At 64.8% G+C, this 22533-nt stretch carries 24 protein-coding genes; 3 read left to right on the top strand and 21 right to left on the bottom strand.

Translation table 11 applies throughout. From position 1 onward, the window contains the following. Window positions 1–2: 2 nt before the first annotated feature. From IB232_RS09370 to IB232_RS09345, 6 genes are all read right to left on the bottom strand, one after another. On the bottom strand, window positions 3–323 hold the full coding sequence (locus IB232_RS09370) for a hypothetical protein (RefSeq protein WP_192398246.1): 321 nt from the start codon (window positions 321–323) through the stop codon (window positions 3–5). 121 nt (window positions 324–444) lie between these two features. Beyond that, the gene (locus tag IB232_RS09365) at window positions 445–957 is read right to left on the bottom strand and encodes a phage baseplate assembly protein V (protein WP_192398245.1); all 513 of its coding nucleotides are present in this window, start codon (window positions 955–957) and stop codon (window positions 445–447) included. Continuing rightward, window positions 954–2093, bottom strand: a complete 1140-nt coding sequence (locus tag IB232_RS09360) for a hypothetical protein (protein ID WP_192398244.1) — start codon at window positions 2091–2093, stop codon at window positions 954–956. The genes IB232_RS09365 and IB232_RS09360 overlap by 4 nt, the downstream gene beginning before the upstream one ends. Beyond that, window positions 2090–2449, bottom strand: a complete 360-nt coding sequence (locus IB232_RS09355; protein WP_192398243.1) for a LysM domain-containing protein — start codon at window positions 2447–2449, stop codon at window positions 2090–2092. Before IB232_RS09355 ends, IB232_RS09360 begins: the two co-directional genes overlap by 4 nt. After that, on the bottom strand, window positions 2446–3102 hold the full coding sequence (locus IB232_RS09350) for a hypothetical protein (protein WP_192398242.1): 657 nt from the start codon (window positions 3100–3102) through the stop codon (window positions 2446–2448). Before IB232_RS09350 ends, IB232_RS09355 begins: the two co-directional genes overlap by 4 nt. Window positions 3103–3177: 75 nt before the next feature. Next, a complete protein-coding gene (locus IB232_RS09345; protein ID WP_192398241.1) occupies window positions 3178–4029 on the bottom strand; it encodes a DUF4157 domain-containing protein in 852 nt (283 codons plus the stop codon). 30 nt (window positions 4030–4059) lie between these two features. Between IB232_RS09345 and IB232_RS09340 the strand changes: the two genes are divergently transcribed. After that, the gene (locus tag IB232_RS09340) at window positions 4060–4434 is read left to right on the top strand and encodes a hypothetical protein (RefSeq protein WP_192398240.1); all 375 of its coding nucleotides are present in this window, start codon (window positions 4060–4062) and stop codon (window positions 4432–4434) included. A 40-nt stretch (window positions 4435–4474) separates the two neighbouring features. Here the strand turns inward: IB232_RS09340 and IB232_RS09335 are convergent, their stop codons facing one another. The 14 genes from IB232_RS09335 to IB232_RS09270 form a co-directional block, all read right to left on the bottom strand. Further along, the gene (locus IB232_RS09335; RefSeq protein ID WP_192398239.1) at window positions 4475–5806 is read right to left on the bottom strand and encodes a DUF4157 domain-containing protein; all 1332 of its coding nucleotides are present in this window, start codon (window positions 5804–5806) and stop codon (window positions 4475–4477) included. Between the two features lie 14 nt (window positions 5807–5820). Continuing rightward, complete coding sequence (locus IB232_RS09330) at window positions 5821–7356, bottom strand: DUF4157 domain-containing protein (protein ID WP_192398238.1); 1536 nt, start codon at window positions 7354–7356, stop codon at window positions 5821–5823. Then, window positions 7353–7613: a hypothetical protein gene (locus IB232_RS09325; RefSeq protein WP_192398237.1), complete on the bottom strand. Its 261-nt coding sequence runs from the start codon at window positions 7611–7613 to the stop codon at window positions 7353–7355. Before IB232_RS09325 ends, IB232_RS09330 begins: the two co-directional genes overlap by 4 nt. Continuing rightward, complete coding sequence (locus IB232_RS09320; RefSeq protein WP_192398236.1) at window positions 7610–9508, bottom strand: ATP-binding protein; 1899 nt, start codon at window positions 9506–9508, stop codon at window positions 7610–7612. Before IB232_RS09320 ends, IB232_RS09325 begins: the two co-directional genes overlap by 4 nt. Then, window positions 9505–10815, bottom strand: a complete 1311-nt coding sequence (locus tag IB232_RS09315) for a DUF4255 domain-containing protein (RefSeq protein ID WP_192398235.1) — start codon at window positions 10813–10815, stop codon at window positions 9505–9507. Before IB232_RS09315 ends, IB232_RS09320 begins: the two co-directional genes overlap by 4 nt. Next, window positions 10812–11594 (bottom strand): hypothetical protein, encoded by a 783-nt coding sequence (locus IB232_RS09310; RefSeq protein WP_192398234.1) that lies wholly within the window; start codon window positions 11592–11594, stop codon window positions 10812–10814. The genes IB232_RS09315 and IB232_RS09310 overlap by 4 nt, the downstream gene beginning before the upstream one ends. Then, on the bottom strand, window positions 11591–12277 hold the full coding sequence (locus IB232_RS09305) for a hypothetical protein (RefSeq protein ID WP_192398233.1): 687 nt from the start codon (window positions 12275–12277) through the stop codon (window positions 11591–11593). Before IB232_RS09305 ends, IB232_RS09310 begins: the two co-directional genes overlap by 4 nt. 5 nt (window positions 12278–12282) lie before the next feature. Then, the gene (locus tag IB232_RS09300) at window positions 12283–12807 is read right to left on the bottom strand and encodes a phage tail protein (RefSeq protein ID WP_192398232.1); all 525 of its coding nucleotides are present in this window, start codon (window positions 12805–12807) and stop codon (window positions 12283–12285) included. Between the two features lie 12 nt (window positions 12808–12819). Next, window positions 12820–14400, bottom strand: coding sequence for a phage tail sheath family protein (locus tag IB232_RS09295; protein ID WP_192398231.1), 1581 nt, complete (start codon window positions 14398–14400; stop codon window positions 12820–12822). Window positions 14401–15134: 734 nt separating this feature from the next. Continuing rightward, a complete protein-coding gene (galU, locus tag IB232_RS09290) occupies window positions 15135–16028 on the bottom strand; it encodes a UTP--glucose-1-phosphate uridylyltransferase GalU (RefSeq protein ID WP_192398230.1) in 894 nt (297 codons plus the stop codon). A gap of 81 nt (window positions 16029–16109) precedes the next feature. After that, on the bottom strand, window positions 16110–16550 hold the full coding sequence (locus tag IB232_RS09285) for a DUF421 domain-containing protein (RefSeq protein WP_192398229.1): 441 nt from the start codon (window positions 16548–16550) through the stop codon (window positions 16110–16112). Between the two features lie 9 nt (window positions 16551–16559). Beyond that, entirely contained in the window at window positions 16560–17066 is a 507-nt protein-coding gene (locus IB232_RS09280) for a hypothetical protein (RefSeq protein WP_192398228.1), read from the bottom strand. Window positions 17067–17086: 20 nt separating this feature from the next. Next, entirely contained in the window at window positions 17087–18025 is a 939-nt protein-coding gene (locus IB232_RS09275) for a class I SAM-dependent methyltransferase (RefSeq protein ID WP_192398227.1), read from the bottom strand. Window positions 18026–18027: 2 nt separating this feature from the next. After that, window positions 18028–19392 carry an iron-containing redox enzyme family protein gene (locus tag IB232_RS09270; protein WP_192398719.1) on the bottom strand — a complete coding sequence of 455 codons (1365 nt, stop codon included), beginning with the start codon at window positions 19390–19392 and terminating at the stop codon, window positions 18028–18030. Between the two features lie 147 nt (window positions 19393–19539). Here IB232_RS09270 and IB232_RS09265 point away from each other — a divergent pair, with 147 nt between their 5' ends. Continuing rightward, complete coding sequence (locus tag IB232_RS09265) at window positions 19540–20694, top strand: carboxylate-amine ligase (RefSeq protein WP_192398226.1); 1155 nt, start codon at window positions 19540–19542, stop codon at window positions 20692–20694. Here IB232_RS09265 and IB232_RS09260 read toward each other — a convergent pair. Further along, complete coding sequence (locus IB232_RS09260) at window positions 20691–21161, bottom strand: hemerythrin domain-containing protein (RefSeq protein ID WP_192398225.1); 471 nt, start codon at window positions 21159–21161, stop codon at window positions 20691–20693. The genes IB232_RS09265 and IB232_RS09260 overlap by 4 nt on opposite strands. Before the next feature lie 163 nt (window positions 21162–21324). Here IB232_RS09260 and IB232_RS09255 point away from each other — a divergent pair, with 163 nt between their 5' ends. Next, entirely contained in the window at window positions 21325–22491 is a 1167-nt protein-coding gene (locus IB232_RS09255) for a zinc-dependent alcohol dehydrogenase (RefSeq protein WP_192398224.1), read from the top strand. Window positions 22492–22533: the final 42 nt, after the last annotated feature.

The raw sequence follows: 22533 nt of genomic DNA, 5'->3' as shown, positions 1-22533 counted from the left end.
GCTCAGCTCCCGATCACGCGCGTCTGTGCTGCCACGGGCAGCAGCGGCGTGCCGTTGGGTGCGCAGACCGCCTGGCTGTCCATCAGCACCACGGGCTGGCCGTTGGAGAGAACGCGTGTGGCGGCCACCACCCATTGCCCGGTGACGCAGGGTACCGGGCTGCTGGAGACATTGAACGGACAACCGGCGATCACATAGGGGCCGCTCATCAACACCGTTGGCTGGCCGCTGACCAGCACCCGCGGATTGGGCACGGTCGGCGTGGCGGTACCGCCGTGGGCGCAGAGCACGCTGGCGCCGACGTGGAGGAGGGGACCGGGCATATCAGCGGCCTCCTTCTCGTTGAGCCATGACCAGGAGCAACCGTTCACGGCACTGCGTTACTTGTCTGTCCATACCTGCCTCCTTGTTCCGGGAACTGCATCGTGGCCATCCGCGCGGGACCTAGATCACCGTCAGCGCGCCGTTGTTGATGGTGACCGCCGGGCCCACCAGGGTGAGCATGGCGCCCTTGCCGTTCTGGATGTAAATGCCGGTGTCGTTGACGATCAGGGTCGCCCCGGTGGCGCTCTTGAGCATGATTCCGCCGGTAGGGCCGGGCAGGTCGGAGATGGTCAGACCGTTCTGCAGCGGCGTCTGCAGAGTGATGGCCGAAAGGCCTGGCGGGGTGGCCCGCGCCAGGGCAGGAATCTCCGCGGCGCTGCCCCAGAAGCAGCCGACCCAGATCGGGTGGTCCGGGTTGCCCTGCTCGAACTCCACCCATACCCCGGAGCCGATCATCGGCAACGCCACCATGCCGTTCTGGATGCCGGCGATCGGCACGCAGGGCATGGCCCAGCTGGCAGGAATCAGCCCCGCCACGTCGGGCACCTGCACCTGCAGGCGGCCCTGCTGCATGGGGTCGATATTGTTCAGCACCATGCCGCGGTACTTGCCGTAATAGCGTTGCTGGCTCATGCGGGCACCGTTGGCGTGATGGAGATCAACCCGTTGCGGCTGAGGTTGAAGCTCTGGGTGAACTTGCCGCGACCCAGGGTGCTGGTGACGCTGCTGACGTAGTACAGGCCGTCGTAGGCGACCCCGGCACCGCGCACGCCGACCAGCTTGCGCGGGCGCAGGATGCGGCCGTAGCGCATCACGTCGAGGCTGCCGCTGGCGGTGACCGCGTCCTGGGATTTCTTGGCTTCGGCCAGACCGGCACTGATGGCCTGCATCGGGTTCATCTTGGCCGTCTCCTTCATCATCTTGAGATTGGCCAGCGGCGTGGACAGCACGCCCAGCGGCGGCTGCAGCGGGTTGAGGTTGGGGATAGGAATGGGGATGGGCACGCGGGTCATCTGGTTCTGGATGAACACGATCGGCAGCACACCCTTGGTCGGGTCGAAGCTGAAGTTCAACGACTCGACGTTGGTGTGCGCATCCATGTCGATGTTCAGCGCCGGCTGCGGTGGCCCTACTTTGATCTCGGGGCCGAAGTAGGCGATGTTGGTCAGCGGCACCTCGCCCGGCTCGATGTAAAACACATGACCGACTTCGCCGGCCAGCTGGCGGATATAGGCCAGGTCCGTGCCCTGCTGGGCGGGGATGCGTTCGATGGGGATCGGAACATCGGTGAAGAGCGAGGGAATCGGCAGGGGGATGATGCCGAACGCCGCATACTTGGCGCAGATCAGCGCCACCCGAGCCTCGATCGGCATGGCCGGGTAGGGCATGCCGGAGAAGTCGATCAGGTCCATCACCTTGGTTAGGTCCTCGCCGGTGATGGTGATGCTGCCGGGCTGGCGGTTCTGCCCGGCCTGTACCTCGACATTGGTCAGCACGCCGTCGAACAGCGGCTGCGGGCGCCCGCCGAGGGTGACGATCAGCACTACCCGCAGCGGCGGCACGCCGAGGCTGGCGTTGTTGCCCACGGCGATTAGGAACAGGGTATTCAGCTCGGACTTGCTGTTGACCTTGAAGCGCAGCTGGAAGCCGCTGGCACCTTCGCTGGCACTGGTCACCGTGACCTCTTCGAGGGCGTCGATCAGCATCGCCGGCACCGGCAACGGAATGATCGGACCGATCAGCAGGCTGAGGTGGACGGCATTGCTCATGCGTCGTCTCCCGGCACGCCTTCCGGCAGGGTGATGCGTAGCACGCGGCCGACCGTTTCGGTCAACTCGTCCGGCCGCAGCGCGCCGTTGCCATCGCACAGCCGCCAATATTGCTGCGGGTCGCCCAGGTAGCGGGCGGCCAGGTTGTCCAGGCGGTCGCCGACCTCCACGCGATGCTCACCGAGGGTGGCGAAGTTCTCCGCCGGAGGCACGAAGCGCCGTCGCACATAGCTGAGCACCTCGCCATCGGCGCGCACCCACTGGGCGATGTCCAGGCCGTGGTAGCGGCTGTCCGGGGCGAAGGCCGGCGCGGTAATGGCGTTGGCCTGCAGGAAGGCCTTGAGTGGATCGGTCATGGCAGACCTCCGATACCCAGTGCGTCGAAGCCGAAGGTTGCGGCCTTGCCGGCCAGTTTCTCTCGTGACTGCAGATAGGCCATGAACAGCCCACCACCCTTGTGAGCGAAGCCGAGGTCGTCGATCGAGAGCACGCGCAGGCCCAGGTTGCAGGTGGCGTTGATCGGGTTGAGCTGAGGATCGAACGCCTCCTCGGCAATCGAGAAGTCGGTCACCCGTACCGGCACGATGCGTTTGGCGCCCCAGACGAACAGCACCAGGGATGACTCCATCGGCGCGATCTCCAGGGTGCCCGCCGCGGCCAGCGCCTTGCCGGCCAGCAGATCGGCCGCCGTCGGATTGACCAGCGACTCCAGTACCGCCAGCTGCGGAGCGATACCGGCATCGACCACGGCCTTGTGCTGTTCGGGGTATTGCAACTGGTCGGCGGCATCGATCTCCGCCTCCAACTGGAAAGTCTCCACCGCCGGGCCCTTCAGACGCAGCGCCTCGGATCGTTCGGCGCCATCGCCAGCACCTTGCACCTGCAGGCTACGGGTGAGTTTTTCCGGGTTGTACTGCAGGGCAATCACCCTGCGTACTTGGGCGGTTTGCGGGTCGATCATGACCAGACCGGCTTTGATCAGGCGGGGAGAATTGGCGAGGCTGCTCATCGCGCGCGCGCCCCGCAAACATCCTGGTCCTGCAGTTCTGTTTTCATCTTTGCCTTCCCTCGCTGAAGCAGCTGCCTAGTCGCAGCTGCTGTACCTGCTGTAGCTGCCGGTGTAACTGCCGCTGACCTCGACCGTGGTGACGTTCGATCGAGCGCTGTCGAAGATGATCTTGGAGGCCCCTCGGTGCAGCCTGACGCAGCCATGGGAAGCCGGGTGGCCGGGCACGCTGGAGTAGTAGTGGAAGCCCACGCCGGCGCGCTGGAAGCCGCTGAAATTCTGTAATCCAAGACGAGATGTGACACAGCTCTGCGCTCCCAGGGTGAATGTCCCTATGGGGGTGCAGCAGCTACCAGCAGTCTTGCTATGGGCGACGTTGTTGCAGCTGGGTTGGCCGTTCACTCCCGCCCCGGTGGTGCAATTGATGATGCCGTCGCCGGTGGCATCTCTGACGTTCTGTTCGGCCTCGGCGACGCTCGGGCCGGTCCAGTCGAGGGTCACGCGCTGGTTGGTGAGCGAGACGTTGATCTTGCTGATGTAGGTGGCTGGAAAATCTCGTGGCTGCGTGCTCGGGTGCTCGTTGACTTCGCCGTTGCAAATGGTCGCCTGGTAGAGCTGCCAGCCGATGGGCGCCGGAGAGATGTTCGGCGGTGCATCCTGCAGTCGAGCCGGATGCGCCGTTGCTGCCACACGAGCCGCGGCCAGCGGTGCGCGCCCCTGCTGCACCACATGGGTCAGCTCGTGGGCGAGCAGCGCTCTGGGGCGGCTGGCGGCAACCCGCTCGGACAGGTAGATATGATTGCTTCGAGTGGCGGCCAGCGCATTGATCTGGCGGGTGTAACGGTGCGCCTGGCTGTCGTTGTGAATACGCACGGAGGAGAAGTCCCTGCCGAAGAAGGCTTCGAAGGGGCGGCGCTCGGAAGCGGGCATGGCAGCGCCACCTCCGGTCGAGGCGGGCGCATGACTGACTGGCTCTATCTGCGCATCCGCACGCTTGGTAAGCACCTCGCCATCGGCAGCGCCGGGCTCGTCGAGGTTGCTCTCGGCAGTTTCCGTGACAGAACCACCGCCCTTGATCTCCTGGGAAGCAGCTTGCTCGGGCGTAGCATTTTCCTCGTCGTCCTTCTTCAAAACTGCCTGATGCGGGGCACGGGAGGCAGTGGGGAGCTGAGCTCCTTGAGTGAAGCCAGAGCGGGTGAATCGATCGGCCATCAGATCGGCCTCAGTCTCCAGGCGTTGTCGCTGCGCATGGCTAAGCAGGGACGGCTCCCGACCTTTGAAACTGGTCGGGTGGGAGCGCTCCTTGCAGCTTTCGCATTGGCTGCATGGTGCTGATTGGCTGCATGAACCCATGTCCGTTTCCGCCTGCTGGCTGTCAGGGTTTCTCGAAGGAAACTGTTGAGTTATGGTCGCGCTGCATTACCAAGGTGATGTGATCCATGACGGCGCCCAGGTGTGTGGATGAGTTGCGGCGAATGTCGTGGTAGAGCACGACTATCTTCGGCGCCGAGGGCGTGGTCATTCGCCAGCCACCTGCAGCCAGCGCGCTCAGACCATTGGTGACATTGATCTTGAGCTGATCCAGTGACACCTCGCCGCCGGGGTCGCCGTCTATGTCCCAGAGCAGGTTGGTCAGGCTGAGCGAGGCATAGGTGCTGCGCACGGCCGTGTCCGAGCTGCCAAAGGGCGGCCTGACCAGGGTGGCGTCCACGCCGGCTTCGGTCTCGGTGGCCGTAGTGTCGCGGATAAAATCGCGAGCCCTCGTCAGTTCGCCGCGCAGGCGCCCGGCGGCCTGGGCAGCGACGTGCGACTCATGGTCCCGGGTACCTCCGGTATGGATGCCGATGGCGTGGCCTTCGGCATGCATGCGGCGGATCAGCTGCCGGCCAACGCGCGTGTTACCCCGGTGGGGATTTCCTTCGCCATCCAGTGCATGGGTCTGAATGAAGAATCCGGCCTTGGCCCCTTTGTCGCGCAGGGTATCGAGGACCTTCTCGGTTCTGTTCCGGCCGGTACCTAACCCAGCTATATGCGGGCCATCGTCGAAGGTCAGCGCGACTATCCTGCGCGTTGGAGAGGGCTGCTTGGCCGGTGAATCGCCTTCGCCAGCGCGCTGCACCAGTCCACCGCCAAATCCGGAACCGCTCTGTTGCACGACATGGGCCAACTCGTGGGCAAGCAATGTGCGCCCGGCGGAGCTATCAGGGGAATAGCGCCCCTGAGCGAACACCACATGTCGGCCCACGGTGTAGGCGTGGGCGGCAACATCCCGCGCGGAATTGGCGGCGGCATTGTCCCGATGCACCCGGACTTGAGCAAAATCATGGCCCAAACGTGGCTCGAAGAAGTTTCGGGTGGCGCCGGACAATGGTTCGCCGGAAGCCAGCAAGGTTCTGCTCACGCTGGCCGGAGCTGCCGATGCAGCAGGGGAGCCACCGGCAACGCGGCTGAGATGCGGCGCCGACGAGCTTTGAACGCTGGCCTTGCCGATTCCGCCAAGTACCTGCGCGGCGGCCCGGTCTGCTTCCTGTTCAAGTGGGTCATCACTGGCGCCCACGGCCAATCTGGCCAGCGGCTGGACGAAGCTGAACTCCGCGTTGCCTATCTCTTTGCTGGCGGGCTGATTGCTGCAGGCACCCCTGTGCTGCAGCGCAGGCTTCGCCGCATTGGAGGTGGCCGGTGGACTCAGGCTAGCCCTGGCACTCATCGGCAAACCTCCTGTCAGGGCGCGGGATACTGATCACTGAAGTCTCCTTTCTTCCTGCAGGCGTTCTTCTTCGCATCCGTCGCGGTGACGGTCTGCCAGGCGGAGCCATCCCAATAGGTCACGGTTCCGCCCTGGTAGATGCCCGGTTGCGGGCCGGTCTGCCCCTTGTGGATCGACTCCGCTATCGCCTTCCAGATGGAGATGATCGCGGCCACGTCGACGGCTTGATCGAGCAGCAGGGGGCGATTGAGTTCGTTGATGCGCTTGGTCAGGTCGGCGCGCACGGCTCCACCGTCAATGGGGGCCGATTTGCGGTAGCCGAGGATCACCGCGTTGGGGAACAGGCCGCTGAACACCACAGCGGCCTCCTGGCACAAGGTTGCGCAACTGGTGCTGATCATCAGCTTGACGTTGCCGAAGCCACCTTTCTTCTCGACATAGCGCAGGTCGAATCCCTTGGTCTCATCGCCATCGGCGAATAGCCCGGGCGCCTTGTACTGGGCGTACTGGTGGCCACGGAAATAGACGATGTCGGTGCGCCCGAGGTCGGCGACATCGCCGCTGGCCGCGGTCTTGGCTCTCTTCTTGTGCGTCTTGCCTTCTTCGGACAACTCGAAGGTGTTGGAAGCCAGCGACTCGCTGGCACCCAGCTTGTTCAGATGCGTTTTGACGTCGCTGGCATAGCCTGGGTAGAAGCCGACATAGCCACCGAATGCCGTGCCGGCTGCGGCCCAGGCCTTGTCGGCCTTGGCGGTGGAAAGACTGCTGCTCAGGCTGTCCTTCACCTGGGTCTGTTGTTTGGCGGTGGCGCAACGGCGGATCGGTTTGAGGGCGCGAATCAGCGGCAGTAGGTCATCGCTTTTTGCGGCCAGCGCTGCCTGCTTGTCGACTTCCTTGCGGGCGTCATCGAATTTGAAGGTCTCGCACAGCGGGTCGGCTGGCGGCTTGGCTGCCTTGTCCGCCGGTGCCCGGCGCAGGTCCTGGCTCTGTTGCGTGACGTGAGTCAGCTCATGGGCCAGCAGGCGCTTACCCTCGTGACTATCCGGTGAGTATTGGCCGGAGGCGAATACCAGGTCCTGGCCAACCGTATAGGCTCGGGCCTTGACCGCTCTGGCTGACTCCGCCGCGGTAGCGTCGGTATGCACGCGCACCTTGGCGAAATCGTGGCCGAGGCGCGGCTCGAAGAACGCACGCGCTTCGCTACCCAGCGGCTGCCCGGGCGAATTCAATGCCTGGTTGACCACTGCCGGTACACCACCGCCGCTGGCCGCGCCGTCGTCTGACTTGCGTTGCAGTGGTGTAGTCGTTGCCTGGTGCACCTGGGCGTCGCCGGGCAAGCCTCCCACTACCTGCTCGGCAACGCGATCGGCCTCGCGCTCGTACTGGTCGTCTGCTGGGCCGATAGCCAGCTTGCGTTGCAGCCGCTGCGAACACTCGGCGCATTCTCCGGTCAGTTCGGAGGCCTGGCCGCCGCAAGCGCACTTGCGCTGCAGCAGTGCTCCCGAGTGTTCGGGTGCAGGATTCAGCTGTTCGACTCTGCCGAGGCTCATGGCGCACCTCGCTCGGTGGTAGGTAGCAAATGACTGGCGACCGCTTTGCCCAGCTGTTCGCTGCTGCTGCGCGGTGCGATGTGCACGGGGGCTGGACGTAGACGGGCCAGTCCGTCATGGCGCTGCAATGTCTGGGCTCCGTGTGCAGTGAGCTGGCGCTGCAACTCGGCCCGCAAGGCCTCGGCAAAGGCGGTGGCGTCATCCGGCTCGATGCCACGCAGCACCAGGCGGTCGATATGCAGCACGATGCGGCTCATACCCACCCCCGCGTTTCGGCATCGGAGATCGGTTTGTCGCGCTTGGCCGCCTCGATATGGGCCGCTCGTAGCAGATGGCGCATGCCGATCGCGGTGCCAGCCTCGGCAGCGAGGAACGCGGCGGAAAGTGCGATATTGCGGATGGTGCCGCCGGGGACGGCCAGGTGCGCCAGCTTGTGGTAATCCAGAGGTTCCAGCGGTGTCGCAGCCGGAAATACGCCGTGCCAGAGCGCCTCGCGCTGCACCTGGTCGGGGAAGGGGAAATGCACGACGAAGCGCAGGCGTCTTGCGAAGGCAGAGTCCAGCGCGGCCTTGTGGTTGGTAGTGAGGATCGCCAGGCCGCGATAGGCCTCCATACGCTGCAGCAAATAGCTGACTTCTATGTTGGCGTAACGGTCGTGGCTGTCCTTGACCTCGCTGCGCTTGCCGAACAGCGCGTCCGCCTCATCGAACAGCAGGATGGCGCCAAGCTCCTCGGCACTGTCGAAAACCTTGCGCAGGTTCTTCTCCGTTTCGCCGATGTATTTACTGACCACGGCCGACAGGTCTATGCGGTAGAGCGCCAGGCCCAGGGTATTGGCCAGCACCTCGGCGGCCAGGGTCTTGCCGGTGCCGGAGTCGCCCCAGAACAGGGTGGCGATACCCAGGCCGCGCGAGCTTTTCTCGGCAAAGCCCCAGTCGTGGTGCACGGTGAGGCGATGCTGGGTATGCACGGCGACCTGCTGCAGGATCCTGAGCTGCGCCTCGGGTAACACCAGATCGTCCCAGTCGGCCCGCGCTTCTATGCGCTGGGCCAGTTCGCTCATGCCCGGGGCATCGGCCCGGCAGGCGTGGTGCAGCTCGGCCAGGTCGGCGTCCGGACTAAGCCGCGCGGCGATGCTGGCAATCCGGCGGGCGCCGAGCCTGTACTGCCCGGCCAGATTGTCGATGGTTTGCGCCAGTTCGTCGTAGCGTTGGCCCAGTGCCTCGCGCCAGAGCCGGCGTTGCTCGGGCACGTCGGGGCGATCAATGGCGAAAGCCTCACCATCCAGTGCTGTAGGTGCCCGCGCTGCAACTATCAGCAGTCCGCCGAGGCGCTCGATGAAACGCTCCAGCGTTTTGCCTTCGTCATCGCGTAGCTCGATCAGCAGGGCGCTGCCGAGCAGCACCGCCTCGCGCTGCCAGAGTATGGCCAGCGCCGCCTGCTCGTGAGCCGTTGCGGGAATATCCGCCGCGCGCAAGCAATGCAGTGTCACACCCAGGCGCCGGGCAATGTCGGCGGCTACATCCTGCTGGCCCTGCGGGTCGTCGCCAAATAGCAGGATGGTTCGCGGACTTCCGCCATCGTGCTGCAACCTCGAGCAGGCTTCTGCGCTGACATCGGCGTGCCCGCGGCACATCAATCCTGGCGGGGGCAGCCGCGACAGCAGCGGTTGCAGGCGCGGGTCCAGATGGTTGAGACCCGCCAGGTAATGCAGCACACGCTCATCCAGGCGCACGCGCCCGCTGGCCAAGCCGCCACTCTCGTCTACCTCCAGCAGGCGCCAATGACGCAGCGGTTCCGACGGGACCAGGGCATCCCAGTGGGCTGCCGGCAGCACGCTCATCGCCAGGCCAAAGGTCGCCCAGGGGCGGCTTGCCTGGCCACTGGCCTGCGCGCAGAGCGGGCCCAGCCTGGCGTCCATTTCGACTCCGGCAACCAGAAGCAGAAGATCGCGCTCGAAGTCGCTCAGCTCGAACAGCAGCGCCAGGGTATCGATGGCCGGTGGCACGCTCATCGTCGCACGCAGCTCGGCGACTCTCGTTTGCGCCTCCTCGCCATCGCTGCCCTCGAGCAACGCCCGCAAACGAGCGAACTCAGCCACCAGCAACTGCTGGTTGGCGGTCGACCAATCGAGGGCGGCGGGGGCGTTCATGTGATGGTCAGCCGTAGATCGAGGAATGTCGGCGGGGTGGTGCTGTGGTTGATGATCGGGCTGTCGATCCCGTCGATGCGTAGGCGCACCAGATGTTCGCCAACTTCGGCCTGCTCGATCAGGAAGTCCAGGCTGGCCGTGGGCGCGGCGAAGCTCTGAGGCGGCACTTCACGCTGGCCGACCAGCAGCGTCGCGCGCTGGCCGGCGCGCAGTTCGGGGGTGAACTCGATGGTCACCTGGGCATCGCCGTCGCCATCACGGGCAACGTTCTGCGGCAGGTTGGTGATGTCCGGCGCCAGGGTAAACGCCAGGCGATTGCTTTCCCGGGCGATGCTTTCGCCGGGGCGGATCAGGCGCGCATTCGCTTCGTAGACGCCCACCGGGAAGTCGTCTGCGCGGGCTGTCGGTATCAGCAGTCCCATCTGCGAGCCCAGGTCTGCACCGCTGGCCGCCAGCACTTCGCTCACTTCGTAGCGGGGATTGCCGATACGCACCTCACGATTGCTGCCGTTCAGATGATGCCCGCGCAATACGATGTTCTGGCCGAGCCGCGCCACCGGTTGGGCTCCGCTGGGCAATATGGCTTCTAAGATCGGCAAAGCGGGGATCAGGCTGGGGGAAACCATCACGCCGCGCTCACGCCCCGACAGCGGGTCTGCCTCTCCGCGAGTCAGCACGGGTAGCGGGGCGAGGGCAGGGCGAGTCGCCTCGATCAGCACCACCGACACCTGGTAGGCCGCGGTGGGCCGCAGGCTAGACTGGGTGGCGGACCATAGCTTGGAGCTTTCCTCGGTGTTCAGCGTTTGCGGGGTGATGCGCAGCAACTCGAACTGGTCGGCCAGGCCGCACTCGGCCAGCGCCCGCAGAGCCGGAGGCAGGACCACACCGAGATCTGGCGAAGGGGTGAGGGCGGTACGGATCATCTCGCGGGTGATGATCGGGAATTCATGCATCAGTTGCATGGCGTAGCCCAGCAGGATTTCGGCATGCAGGTCGCCGCCGCTGTAGGCGGAAATCAGGTAGTACAGGTCCAGGGCCAGCGGCTGGTTGGTCAGGCGCTGCCGACCGCCGGCGTCATGCGATGGCAGCGCCTGGTTGCGCCAGCTGGCGTTTGGCATCGCCTGATAGAGAAACAGATTGAGCTGGCTCGATTCGGTGCCATCGGCCGGCACGACGCGGTCCGGCGCCAGCACGCTGACGGTCACCGTGCTGCCGAGAATGCCGGCAACATTGTGGTTGACCAGCCCATCGTTGAGCCGGTCGCGCAGCACGGCGGTGACGCCGGCCAGGGCCAGGGCGGTACTCATCGTCCGTCTCCCTTGCGCTTGGCAAGGTAGTCGTCCAGCGAGAGCGGCGTAGGCCCCTTGCGCGCCTCGCGCTTGCTCGGAGCGCGCTCCTGGATTGCGGTGACTTCGATTCGGCCGATATGGATGTGCACTTCATCCGCTTGTTGAGGGGATGGCTGCGTGGCGCTCGGCGCCGTGGGAGCAGCGGCTTGCCTGACCGGTGAGGTACGCGGGGAGAGCAGGGTGGCCGGCAGGGGCAGGGCGCCGCTCGCATTTTGCGAAGCGAAGTCGGTCTGCAGGGAATCCGCTCTTGCAGCGCCGATCATGTCGAGTTGTGCATGCGGCTCGGCTCTGCGCGCGAGCTCGGGCTTGGCTGCATCTGCGCGAGGCTCAGTGGTTTGCGTTGGCTGCGCGAGTGCGGCCGGTGGAATGGCCCATGCATCGGCTGCCCCCGAAGTGGGTTGCCGGAGTGGTGCAAACGGGTCGGGCAAGACGATGTCGGCCGGTGCTTCCGGCGCGATGACTCCCGCCGGAGAGGGTCGAGCATGGATGGCATCCCGCGCATTTATTTCACTGCCAGCTGGCATCGCCGGCTGATCGAGGATGGTTTGGTGACCCGGCGCCAGTGGCCTCGAAGGTTGTTCCAATGACGCCCCAGGCGTCTCCGGCAACGCTATGGGGGCGTATTCCAGTGATGGCTTCTCGGGGGCGCCGCGATAAGGCAGTGCAGCCGGTGAGTGCAGTATCGCCGCGCGCTTTCCGCTGGCCTGCGCCGCGAGACGGGTGAATAGACCGCTCATGGCGCCACCCTCGCCAGATAGGCGCTTCGCCGCGCGGGGCTCAAGGCCAGGATCTCCGCCTCGCTCCAGCCATAGGTCTGGGCTAGCAGATGTACCTCGTTCAGCAGCTGGCGGGCGCTGACATCGACTTCCTCCCACAGGTAGCTCGCCACGTCGAAACCGGCCTCGCCATCTCGGCCACAAGCGGGGCACTGGAAGGCTAGCGATAGGTCGGCCCAGGGGTCGGCACTCTCCAGCGCGCCTTCGATCTGCTCGCGTGGAATGCCGGGCACCTCGGAATTTCCGGCACATCCCAGCAGCAATTGGTCAGCCGCCAACTCCATATCGACCATGTGGGCAACGCGCGCCAGATCGCGGCTGGTCGGGCAACGAAAACGCTGCCCGGCCACTTCGACGGACTCGGGTGGTTGCTGCATGGCTGGCAGCTGATCCGGCATCAGCTCGAACTCCATGCGCTCGCCGCAGGTCGGGCAATCCAGCCAGAGCGCCACGCGGCTGCCAAAACTGCTCCAGCGCAGCCGCATAAGCGCCGCGTTGCATTCGCCGAGCGGCCGGTCGGCCAGTTGTTCGGCCGGAATGTCCGGCGCGGCCTGGGCGAACAACAACAACGCACGGTCGAGCGGATGGCGCGGCGCGCCGTGTTCCCAGAGCGCCAGCAGGCGCGAGGAGGTGAGAGGCAACATGTTGCTCAGGCCGGCTCGGTGTAGCTGGGTTCGGTGGGCTCGGTCACGTCGTAGTCACGCTCCCAGCCCTCGTTCTCCAGCTTGATGGTCTGGATGGCCACTGCGTTGGCGTTGGCATCCAGGTCCGGCAGGGCCTGGAACTCCGACACCCAGCAGCGGAACACCTTGTAGGCGAGGGCGAGTTGGCCGGCCTCGTTGTACACCTCGATGATCAGGTCCTTGCGGAAGTCCTTCAGTGACACCTCAGCGCCGAGGCCTGCGCCGAAATTCCACACCTTGTTGGCCCACTTTTCGAACTCGGTGTCGTGGGTAACACCGCGCTCCAGGGTGATGGCCTCGAACTTGGTGCGACCGGGCGATTTGCGTGAGGTGGAGGGATCACCACCTTCACGATGCTCGACCATTTCGGTACTACGCTTGAGGGCGCCGACCTTGCTGATGCCGGCCACGTAGCGGCCGTCCCATTTCACCCGGAATTTGAAGTTCTTGTACGGATCGAAACGCTGTGCGTTGGCGCTGAACTGAGCCATGGTCTGGTTCTCCTAGACGTCGATCTGCCCGGCCATCTGCTGCAGCTTGATGACCACGAACTCGGCGGGTTTGAGCGGGGCGAAGCCAACCAGGATGTTCACCACCCCGCGGTTGATGTCGCTCTGCGTGGTGGTTTCACGGTCGCATTTGACGAAGTAGGCATCACGCGGACTGGAGCCCTGGAACGCACCCTGACGGAACAGGTCCTGCATGAAGGCGCCGATGTTCAGGCGGATCTGCGCCCACAGCGGCTCGTCATTCGGTTCGAACACGACCCACTGGGTGCCGCGGAATAGACTTTCCTCGAGGAACAAAGCCAGGCGGCGGATCGGTACGTACTTCCATTCGGAGGCCAACAAGTCCGCACCCGCCAATGTGCGCGCGCCCCAGACCAGATGGCCGGCGACCGGGAAGGTGCGCAGGCAGTTCAGGCCCACGGGGTTGAGCACGCCGTTCTGCCGGTCGGTCATGGTGTAGCTGAAGCCCTGTACGCCGGAAAAGGATGCAGCCAGACCGGCCGGGGCTTTCCACACGCCGCGCTGTACATCGGTGCGCGCCATGATCCCGGCGACCGCGCCGCAGGGCGCGAACTCGGCCAGGCGATTCTCGGACAACGGATCGGCCATGCGCAGGCGTGGGAAATAGACTGCAGCGTTGATCGCGAACGCATTTCCCACCGCGTTTCGCAGGTCATTGACACCGGTCTCGGCTTCGTCGATTGCGGTGCTCGGCGTCGCGGTCCAGGCGGCCGGCGGGTCAATGATCAGCAGCGCCCGGCGCGCCTGGCAATAAGTGGCCGCATCGGCCCAGGTTTCTTCGAGCAGGTCGGTGTCGCGCTCGAGGGGAGGGATGCACAGCAGGTTGAACAGGTCCGCCGCATCCAGCGCGAAGATTCCGGTGCGATCGTCCTCATCGCCAGTGATATTCGTGTCCTCGATCGGATCGCCATCCTCACCGAGGCTGCCTGCCGCGGTCGCCGTGCCATCGTCGTTGGCGACGGTGACTGTGCCGTCCGTGGGGCTCTCATCGACAGGCGCCGAGGTCTGGACGTTGACCAGTGCCGATTGCTCGTTGAGTACGGTGTCGACGAAACGCGGGCTCAGCGGGTCTACCGACAGGTTGCGGAACACCTCCGATGCCACGGTGACAGTGCCTCCAGGGCGATCCAGCTCTTCGATCAGCAGGTTGAACAACAGCGTGTCTGCGGTATCGCGCGTCAGGTGATCGACCGTTGCCTGCAGCCGGCTACCCCAAACTCCGGGGCTGGCGGCCTCCAGCAGCAGCGAGCCGGTGGCCGTGGGCAGCTCCAGCGTCGCGGTGACGGCTGCGTTGGCCACGCGAACAATCAGCGCATCGCTGCCACCATGCTGGAAGAACTGCAGCACCGCGTAGCTCATGGTGCTCGGTTGCCATAGGCCGCCGAACAAGCGGGAATATTCCGCGAAGCTCTGGACGCGAACCGGATCATCGGTCGGTCCGCGCAATGCACGCCCGATGAACGCCGTGATCGAGGTGGCGACGCCGGTAATGCTGCGCACGCCGCTGGGTACTTCTTCGATATAGACGCCGGGGTAACTCAGGTTGGAAGGCATGAGCTGGACTCCTCAGAGAGAATCTGATGCCCGGCCTAATGCAAAGATGGCGCGCATACCGGGCATGGAACTACTCGGTGCACAAGTTGGATCGATGCGGACAATGCGATGCGCGCAATCAGGAAAGACGAGCGTCCAGGCCCAAATGCGGCGGAGAGGAAGTAGCTTTGCTTCCGTCCATGAAAACTAGGCGTCAAACGCGGACTGCAGGAGCCCGATTGGCCATACGGCCGATGAATCTATTTTGACCATAGGTTAGCGAAGCCGGGGCGCAATGCTGTCACTGTGCCAGGCTGACGAGAGGTATGGGATCTGGGCGGGAAACTTAACGTAAGTCACATTATGCGAAGCTTGAAAGCTTGGGCATCGAGCCTCGTAAAACGAAGCATGTAAGTTCGCATAATGTATATTATGTTAAACGATAAATATGACTGAGCCAGCTCAATGCAAGTCAGAGCTCTAGCGTTGCCTGCTTGGCTTTCATTGGTCTCCTCCCCTCGGCTGTCATTCTTGCCTGTACGAATCAGGTGCGATGCGATCTTCTCCTGCAGCGGGTTTGCCAGGTCGGAGATCTCTTGGTGGGTACGGGCGCTGAAGTGATTCTTTGCCTAGCGATGTTACCGAGCCGAATCAACTGCTCGGCAACATCACGTTGCGCGCGGTGTTCGCGCTATCGGGCACGTTTTAGTCTGACCGGATAGCTACTGAGCCCGAGCAAGCATGCTCCAGCAACCTTAGGCGACCGTGCTGGCCTCCAGCTCGGCCGGTTCCGTCACCACCTGGACCTGCGGCTTCTGGTGTTCGGGCTTGTACAGATGCTCGAAGCAGAAATTGGTGGCCTCGACGTAGCCTTCCGCCGCGCCGCAGTCGAAGCGTCTGCCCTTGAACTTGTAAGCCAGCACGCAGCCTTGCTGGGCCTGCTTGAGCAAGGCGTCGGTGATCTGGATCTCGCCGCCCTTGCCCGGTGCGGTTTGTTCGATGAGCTTGAAGATGTCGGGTGTGAGGATGTAGCGGCCGATGATCGCCAGGTTCGATGGCGCGTCTTCCGGGCGCGGTTTCTCCACCATGCGGTCAACCCGGAAAATGTCGTCGCGAATGGCCTCGCCGGATATCACCCCGTATTTCGAAACTTCCTCGGGCGGCACTTCCTGGATGGCCACGATGCTGCAGCGGAACTGGTTGTACAGCTTGACCATCTGCGTCAGCACGCCATCGCCGCCTGGGTTCAGGCACAGGTCATCGGCCAGCACCACGGCGAAGGCCTCGTCGCCGATCAGCGGCCGGCCGGTGAGAATCGCATGGCCGAGTCCCTTCATCTCGACCTGGCGCGTATAGGAAAAGGTGCATTGATCGATCAGACGACGAATGCCACGCAGGGCATTTTCCTTGGTGGTATTGCTGATCTCGTGCTCCAGCTCATAGCTGATGTCGAAGTGATCTTCCAGCGAGCGTTTGCCGCGCCCCGTGACCATGGCGATCTGCGTCAGGCCGGCCTGGTAGGCTTCCTCGACGCCGTACTGGATCAGCGGCGTATCCACCACCGGCAGCATTTCCTTGGGCATGGACTTGGTGGCTGGAAGGAAGCGGGTTCCGTAGCCCGCGGCGGGAAACAGGCATTTCTTGATCATCGTGGTCTCACCGATTGACGTGTCAGCATTGATCAGCTGACTGGTACGGCTCCGCTCTAGTTCAAGGTTTTTCCCGCTCCGTCATTTCTTGGGGATGATGGATATCTTGCCGTTGCGCTCGATGATGGCGAACTTGATCTGCTCTACCCGCTCGATACCGCTTTCTCGCGCCGCTTCCATGATGTCGTCGAGCTTCAGGCGCGACTTTTCCAAGCGCTTTTCCAGCGGCACGCCATTCTCCACAACGATGGTCGGCGTGCCGTCGAGCAGCGCGGCGAAACGCTGCGAATGACGCTTGAGCAGCGAGGCGCCAACATCGAGGACGATCAGCGTGATGATCACCAGCAACGCGTTGGTCAGCGAAAAATCTTCGCCGAGCAAGGCCTGTTGGGTGGCTTCGCCGATGATCAGTAACAGCACGAAGTCGAAGGTGGTCAGCTGGGCCAGCGAGCGGCGCCCGGCCAGCTTGAACAGCACAACCAGCGCCAGGTAGATGGCGGCGGCGCGAAGGACGGCGTCCATAGACGAATCTCAGGGCAGGATCAGTTGTTGTAGCGCGACACGCTGCTCGCCGGAGCCGATACTGGCGCCGTAGCGACCAACTCCCTCAGCGCGCATATCCAGACGCAGGCGCACCCTGCCCCGGTCATCGGCGGCTGCCAACAGGCGCTGGCCGGAGTCCTCGAATGTCGCGCTACGCAGGGGCTGCGGTTCGATCGTCTCGATGCTGACGCCATCGAACAGATCTCCGCTCAGGTCGATTTCCACCTGGCGCTCCCCTGCCCCCTGCACCTCGATCAGCAGCTGCGAATGCGCGCCGTTGCGGGCGATGCGCTGGTACTCCACCTGCAGTCGGCCGTCTGCGCTACTGGCCTTGGCCGAACTCAACGGTCCCTTGCCGAATACTCCGCCCAGCGCCAACAGGACCACAGCGAGCAGGCAAGACCAGCCGATCCGCTCGATGCGCCAGGCCCTGAGCTGCAGCGGCATGTCCTCACGTACCGGCTCGGTTCTGCTGCGCGCTTCGTCTGCATTCATCGATTCGCTTCTCCGCTCGATCAGCTGCGGGTGATAGTCAGTACCACCGCGGCGATGCGCTCGACCGCCTCGTAACCGGGCTCCAGGAGCTGTTCGCTGAACAGGTCCGGATCCATCTCGCGGTAGCTCCAGACAAAGTCCTGCCCTGCCAGGTAAGCCTTGCAGTGTTCCAGCAGCGGGTCGCGCCCGGCGACCATGGCCACGCCGGTGTACAGCAGCAGGCTGCCGCCAGGTGCCAGACGCGGTAACGCTGCGTCGATCAGGGTAAAGGCCAGTTCCGCGCCCAGCGAACCGCCGCCGTGGCGATAGGGGCGCTGCTGCGGATCGAGCATGTAGGGCGGATTGCTGAGGATCAGGTCGAACTGGCCGCTGACGGCGTCCAGCAGATCACTGCGCAGCACGCGCACGTTGCCGATGCCGGCCAGGCGCGCGTTGACCTCGGTGTACTCCAGGGCGAGCGGATTTATATCGAGGGCGAATACTTCCGCTGCGCTGTCGGCCTGGGCCACCAGCAGCGCGCCCGGGCCTGCACCGCAGCCGATATCGGCGACCCGGTGCAATGGCTTGCCGGGCTGTTGGTGCAGGTGCTGTTCGATGGCCTGGGCAAAGCGATAGGTGTCCGGGCCGAAGAACACCGCATCCTCGTCCTGGGTCGGGTAGCGCGAATGCACGTAGAGCTCGTCGCCCAGGCTGGACCAGCGTACGGTGCTGAGCCAGCCGCCGTCCGGCGTTTCCAGCAACGCGTTGGCGCTGTCCAGCAGGCCGAACAGCTCCTCGCCGATGGTCTCGCGCTGGAACGGCCGGCTCCAGCCGAACACGCCGGGCAGGTCATTCGCCCAGGCATTTTCCGAGCGCGCGTTGACCCGGCTGTGGGTTAGCGGTGTCACCGTGGTGAAGTGATAGGCGCGGGCATGCAGAGCTTGGCCGAGGCGCAACAGATGACGATTGACCCGGCCCATGATCAGCGGTGGCTCGCCGCGAACAGGCGGGTGGCCAGCAGGCCGGCCGGCGTGTGATGCAAGGCCGGCGACATCAGTTCGATCAGCCGCGCGCTGCGTTGCGCGGTGGACAGCTGCTCCAGTTCCGCCAGCAGGGCGCGGGTCTCGCTGGCGAAGTCACCCTCGCCCGCCTCCTGTGGCGCCTCCTGGCGTCGAGTGATCGACGCGCCCTCTTCCTCCAGCCATTCGCCAGCGATCCAGTCGTGCAGCAGCTGTCGTTCGTAAGGATTGAACACACCGAACATGGCCGCCTTCTGGCCGTCGATCAGCTGCCAGAAGTGACTGTCCTGCGGGTCCTGATTGCGGCGAATCCAGCCTCGTGCCTGCAGCGCGGCGAGGAAGTCGCCCATGCGGCCCGGCGCGCCGAGCCACTGGTTGACCGTGCGACCGTCGATGCGACAGTGATCGGAATGCACCCGCCCGGCGACCTGGCGCTTGCGCTCGAACATGGCCAGCAGCTCACGCTCGAGGTCGAACTCGTCGATCACCGCATTAGTGCCACGGCCCAGTTCGTTGAGACGGTAGCCGAGGCTGACGCGGTGCAGGAATTCGTCGCGATCGCCGACCACCGGCAGGTTGTCCAGCAGCGCCTGCACGGCGCGCTGGGCGTGGCCGCTGGCGGCGTTGTCGATGGTCACGTGCAGCTGGAAATAATAAGGATCGATGCCCAGTTCGCCGAGTTCGTAGGTACTGATCAGCAGGTGCAGCGGCAGCTGTTCGTAGCCCAGGTTGTAGCCGATCAACTCCGGCAGGTAGCGCTCGGCCAGGTAGCCGAGCGCCAGCTGCTGCACACCCTGGATATAGTGGGCATCGCTCAAGCCGCTCAGCTCATCGCAGCCGTGCTCGGCCAACAAGCGGCGGTACAGCAGCACGTGGTTCTGCGCCGGCTGGCCGCTGCCCAGCTCTTCCACATAGGTTTGTACCAGCGGCTGGAAGCGCAGCTCGTGCCAGTGCGGCAGCACGCCGTAGAGCCAGGCGCCGTCCACCAGCTTGGTCGGCGCCACGCCACGCAGAAAGTACAGGGCGTGGGCACGGCCGGTGAAGTAGCGGCGCGGCTCGCCGCGTTTGCGCGCCTGCAGGTACTCGGCGTAAGCCTCGGTGGTGCGTTTGGCCCCCGCCCTCACCCACTCCAGCAGGCGCTGCGGATCGCTCGGAAGGTCACAGGGCAGGCGTTCGGCCATGGCCAGCTGGGTGTCGAGGAAGTCGCCCGCGCGCGCCAGGCTGGCGGCGTCCGCCGGCACTCGCAACAGCGCTTCGTAAGTATCACGCACCGGGTGGCAATCCACCGCGCTCAGCGGGCAAGTCGGGGTCGGTGCGGTGGTGGTCATAGTCATGGCAGGGTTCTCGCGCGATGCCTGGTATCAGTGGGAGTACCGGTGCGCCGCAAAGATTCCACCAACAGGATTGGCGGGTTACTTGAACTCGGCGAAGCCGGGGGCCGTCCCTTGGGAAGGACCTGACCCCGGTAGAACGCCATGCCCGACCACCGCTCCGCCCCCACTTTCGGCATCGAAGAGGAATTCCTCCTGGTCGACCCGCGCAGCCGCGACGTGGTGGCCCAGCCGCCCGTTGGCCTGGTGGAAGCCTGCCGGCAAGCTTTCGGCTCGCGCCTGGCCGAGGAGATGTTCCGCAGCCAGATCGAGCTGGTGACGCCGGTGCTGCACGATCTCGCTGGCGCCCGTGCCTGTCTGCTGGAGGGCCGCCAGCGCCTGGCCGAGATTGCGGAAGGTTTCGGTCTGGGCCTGTACGGCGCGGCCACCCATCCCTTCGCTGACTGGCGTCAGCAGCTGGCCACCGACTCGCCACACTATGCCCAGCTGTTCGCCGACTACCGCGACGTGGCCCAGCGCAGCCTGCTGTCCGGCCTGCATGTGCATGTCGGCGTGCCGGCAGACGTTGATCGCGTACGGGTGATGAACCGCGTGCTGCCGTGGTTGCCGCTGCTGCTCGCGCTGAGCGCCTCGTCGCCGTTCTGGAATGGTCGGCGTAGTGGCCTGCTCAGCTACCGCCGCGCCTTGTGCGGGGAATGGCCGCGCATGGGCATTCCCGAGGCGTTGCCTGACGAGCCGGCGTTGCAGGCCTACATCGACCTGCTGTTGGCCTCCGAGTCGATCCGCAAGCGCAGCGATGTGTGGTGGTTCATCCGCCCTTCGGCGCGCTTCCCCACTCTGGAGCTGCGCATTGCCGACGCCTGCCCGCGGGTAGCGGACGTGCTGTGCATCGCGGGGCTGTTCCGAGGGCTGGTGGCCTGGGCCATCGAGGCCAGGGACCCGGTCGATATGAGCCTGCAGCGCCTGGTGCTGGAAGAGAACTACTGGCGTGCGCGACGCCTGGGTGGCGCGGCGCATTTTCTCGATGTGGATGGCCGCAGCGCATTGCGCGCGCTGGACTGGCTGGCACAGCTGCGCGAGCGGATCGGCCCCTGGGTCGAATCGTTCGGCGATGGCGAAGTGTTCGAGCAGGCCCGGCGCATCCTGCGTCATGGCAGCAGTGCGGAGCGTCAGCTGGCGCTATATGAAGGCGTACGCAGCACCGGCATCGGCCAGCGTCAGGCACTGGCGGCGGTAGTCGATCAGGTGCTGGATGAAACACGGGCCCGCTCTGTGCGGAGCGAGCCCGAACCGGCCTAGGCGGCCTGGCTGTTGAGGGCCTGCTTGAGGCTGCGCTTGCGCTCCTCCATCAGCTTGCCCAGCTCTTCCAGCTTCTGCGCCCCGAGCAGTTGCTGTGCCTTGGGGAACATTTCCTTCTCCTCCTCTTCGATGTGGTGCTCCAGCAGCTCCTTGAGCACCTTGGCGCGGCCGGCGAAGTTGATCGTCGCCGGGTCGGTCTTGGCCAGATCCGGCAGCACCAGGGAGTCCACCGTGCGGTGTTCCTCCTTGGCCTCGGCAGACATCACCCCCTCCTCGCGGCCGCCGGCTTTCTCGTAGGCGGGATAGAAAATCTGTTCCTCGATATCGGTGTGCACCGCCAGTTCGACGTGCAGTTTGTGCAGCAGATCCTGCCGGGTCTTCACCCCACGCTCGGTGGTGGCGACGAGTTTCTCCAGCAGTTGCTTGACCACCTGATGGTCCTGTTTGAGCAGCTCTACGGCGTTCATGATTATCTCCAGGCTATGGACGATTGACCGCTGGTGCGGACGTAAAGGTGACCCTGCGGGTCCGCCCTAAGTTCGAGCAATTACCGGCACCGCCCGTCCAGCGGGCTGAACTCCCGAGCGGGGCGCTTTCTCGATAAAGGACTTGCCACCGAGGAGATTCCCAATGCGCGCACTCACCTACCACGGCAGCCACGACGTTCGCGTCGAGACGGTGGCCGACCCGGTCATCCTGGCCGACGACGACATCATCCTGCGGGTGACCGCCACCGCCATCTGCGGCTCGGACCTGCACCTGTACCGGGGCAAGATTCCCCAGGTGAAGGATGGCGACATCTTCGGCCACGAGTTCATGGGCGAAGTGGTCGAGGCCGGCAGCGCGGTGACCCGCGTGAGCAAGGGCGACCGGGTGGTGGTGCCCTTCGTCATCGCCTGCGGCACCTGCTTCTTCTGCGCCATGAACCTGCACGCAGCCTGCGAAACCACCAACCCCGGGCGCGGCGCCATCCTCAACAAGAAGCAGATACCTTCCGGTGCCGCGCTGTTCGGCTACAGCCATCTGTACGGCGGCCTGCCCGGCGGCCAGGCCGAGTATGTGCGCGTGCCCAAGGCCAATGTCGGGCCGATGAAGATTCCCGACACCCTGGTCGACGAACAGGTGCTGTTCCTAACCGACATCCTGCCCACCGGCTACCAGGCCGTGCTCAACGCCGGCATCGGCCCGGGCAGCAGCGTGGCCATCTACGGCGCAGGGCCGGTCGGCCTGATGGCCGCGGCCTGCGCGCGCCTGGCCGGCGCCGAGCAGATCTTCATGATCGACGAGCACCCGTATCGCCTGGAGTTCGCCCGCCAGGCCTACGGGATCATTCCGATCAACTTCGACGAGATCGACGATCCGGCCACCGCCATCATCGAGCAGACGGCGGGCCATCGCGGCGTGGACGCGGCCATCGACGCGGTGGGCTTCGAGGCCAAGGGCAGCCCGACCGAAACCATCCTCACCACCCTCAAGCTCGAGGCCAGCAGCGGCAAGGTGCTGCGCCAGTGTATTGCCGCCGTGCGCCGCGGCGGCACGGTCAGCGTGCCGGGTGTGTATGCCGGTTTCATCCATGGCTTCCTGTTCGGCGACGCGTTCGACAAGGGCCTGACCTTCAAGATGGGCCAGACCCACGTGCAGGCCCTGCTGCCGATGCTGCTGGAGCATGTGGAGCGTGGCGAGCTGAAGCCCGAGGTGATCATCAGCCACCGCATGAACCTGGAACAGGCGGCCGAAGGCTACCGCCTGTTCGACAAGAAGGAAGACGACTGCCGCAAGGTGGTGCTGCGCCCCTGAGCGGCGCCATTCATCCCATTGGCTGAACTTCGCCGACTTTCG

It is taken from the genome of Pseudomonas sp. PDM15, from assembly GCF_014851565.1.
Classification (GTDB): domain Bacteria; phylum Pseudomonadota; class Gammaproteobacteria; order Pseudomonadales; family Pseudomonadaceae; genus Aquipseudomonas.
The sequence above is the reverse complement of the archived record's forward strand: the minus strand, read 5'-3'. Positions and strand labels throughout refer to the sequence as shown.

Coding starts and splice junctions, on each gene's coding strand:
- IB232_RS09300 (WP_192398232.1), bottom strand. CDS start 12,807: ATGGCTCAGTTCAGCGCCAACGCACAGCGTTTCGATCCGTACAAGAAC.
- IB232_RS09260 (WP_192398225.1), bottom strand. CDS start 21,161: ATGAACGCCGTAGAGCTGCTCAAACAGGACCATCAGGTGGTCAAGCAA.
- IB232_RS09315 (WP_192398235.1), bottom strand. CDS start 10,815: ATGAGTACCGCCCTGGCCCTGGCCGGCGTCACCGCCGTGCTGCGCGAC.
- IB232_RS09325 (WP_192398237.1), bottom strand. CDS start 7,613: ATGAGCCGCATCGTGCTGCATATCGACCGCCTGGTGCTGCGTGGCATC.
- IB232_RS09355 (WP_192398243.1), bottom strand. CDS start 2,449: ATGACCGATCCACTCAAGGCCTTCCTGCAGGCCAACGCCATTACCGCG.
- IB232_RS09255 (WP_192398224.1), top strand. CDS start 21,325: ATGCGCGCACTCACCTACCACGGCAGCCACGACGTTCGCGTCGAGACG.
- IB232_RS09310 (WP_192398234.1), bottom strand. CDS start 11,594: ATGAGCGGTCTATTCACCCGTCTCGCGGCGCAGGCCAGCGGAAAGCGC.
- IB232_RS09265 (WP_192398226.1), top strand. CDS start 19,540: ATGCCCGACCACCGCTCCGCCCCCACTTTCGGCATCGAAGAGGAATTC.
- IB232_RS09275 (WP_192398227.1), bottom strand. CDS start 18,025: ATGGGCCGGGTCAATCGTCATCTGTTGCGCCTCGGCCAAGCTCTGCAT.
- IB232_RS09270 (WP_192398719.1), bottom strand. CDS start 19,392: ATGACCACCACCGCACCGACCCCGACTTGCCCGCTGAGCGCGGTGGAT.
- galU (WP_192398230.1), bottom strand. CDS start 16,028: ATGATCAAGAAATGCCTGTTTCCCGCCGCGGGCTACGGAACCCGCTTC.
- IB232_RS09370 (WP_192398246.1), bottom strand. CDS start 323: ATGCCCGGTCCCCTCCTCCACGTCGGCGCCAGCGTGCTCTGCGCCCAC.
- IB232_RS09340 (WP_192398240.1), top strand. CDS start 4,060: ATGACTGACTGGCTCTATCTGCGCATCCGCACGCTTGGTAAGCACCTC.
- IB232_RS09280 (WP_192398228.1), bottom strand. CDS start 17,066: ATGAATGCAGACGAAGCGCGCAGCAGAACCGAGCCGGTACGTGAGGAC.
- IB232_RS09350 (WP_192398242.1), bottom strand. CDS start 3,102: ATGAGCAGCCTCGCCAATTCTCCCCGCCTGATCAAAGCCGGTCTGGTC.
- IB232_RS09320 (WP_192398236.1), bottom strand. CDS start 9,508: ATGAACGCCCCCGCCGCCCTCGATTGGTCGACCGCCAACCAGCAGTTG.
- IB232_RS09365 (WP_192398245.1), bottom strand. CDS start 957: ATGAGCCAGCAACGCTATTACGGCAAGTACCGCGGCATGGTGCTGAAC.
- IB232_RS09330 (WP_192398238.1), bottom strand. CDS start 7,356: ATGAGCCTCGGCAGAGTCGAACAGCTGAATCCTGCACCCGAACACTCG.
- IB232_RS09295 (WP_192398231.1), bottom strand. CDS start 14,400: ATGCCTTCCAACCTGAGTTACCCCGGCGTCTATATCGAAGAAGTACCC.
- IB232_RS09335 (WP_192398239.1), bottom strand. CDS start 5,806: ATGAGTGCCAGGGCTAGCCTGAGTCCACCGGCCACCTCCAATGCGGCG.
- IB232_RS09305 (WP_192398233.1), bottom strand. CDS start 12,277: ATGTTGCCTCTCACCTCCTCGCGCCTGCTGGCGCTCTGGGAACACGGC.
- IB232_RS09360 (WP_192398244.1), bottom strand. CDS start 2,093: ATGAGCAATGCCGTCCACCTCAGCCTGCTGATCGGTCCGATCATTCCG.
- IB232_RS09285 (WP_192398229.1), bottom strand. CDS start 16,550: ATGGACGCCGTCCTTCGCGCCGCCGCCATCTACCTGGCGCTGGTTGTG.
- IB232_RS09345 (WP_192398241.1), bottom strand. CDS start 4,029: ATGCCCGCTTCCGAGCGCCGCCCCTTCGAAGCCTTCTTCGGCAGGGAC.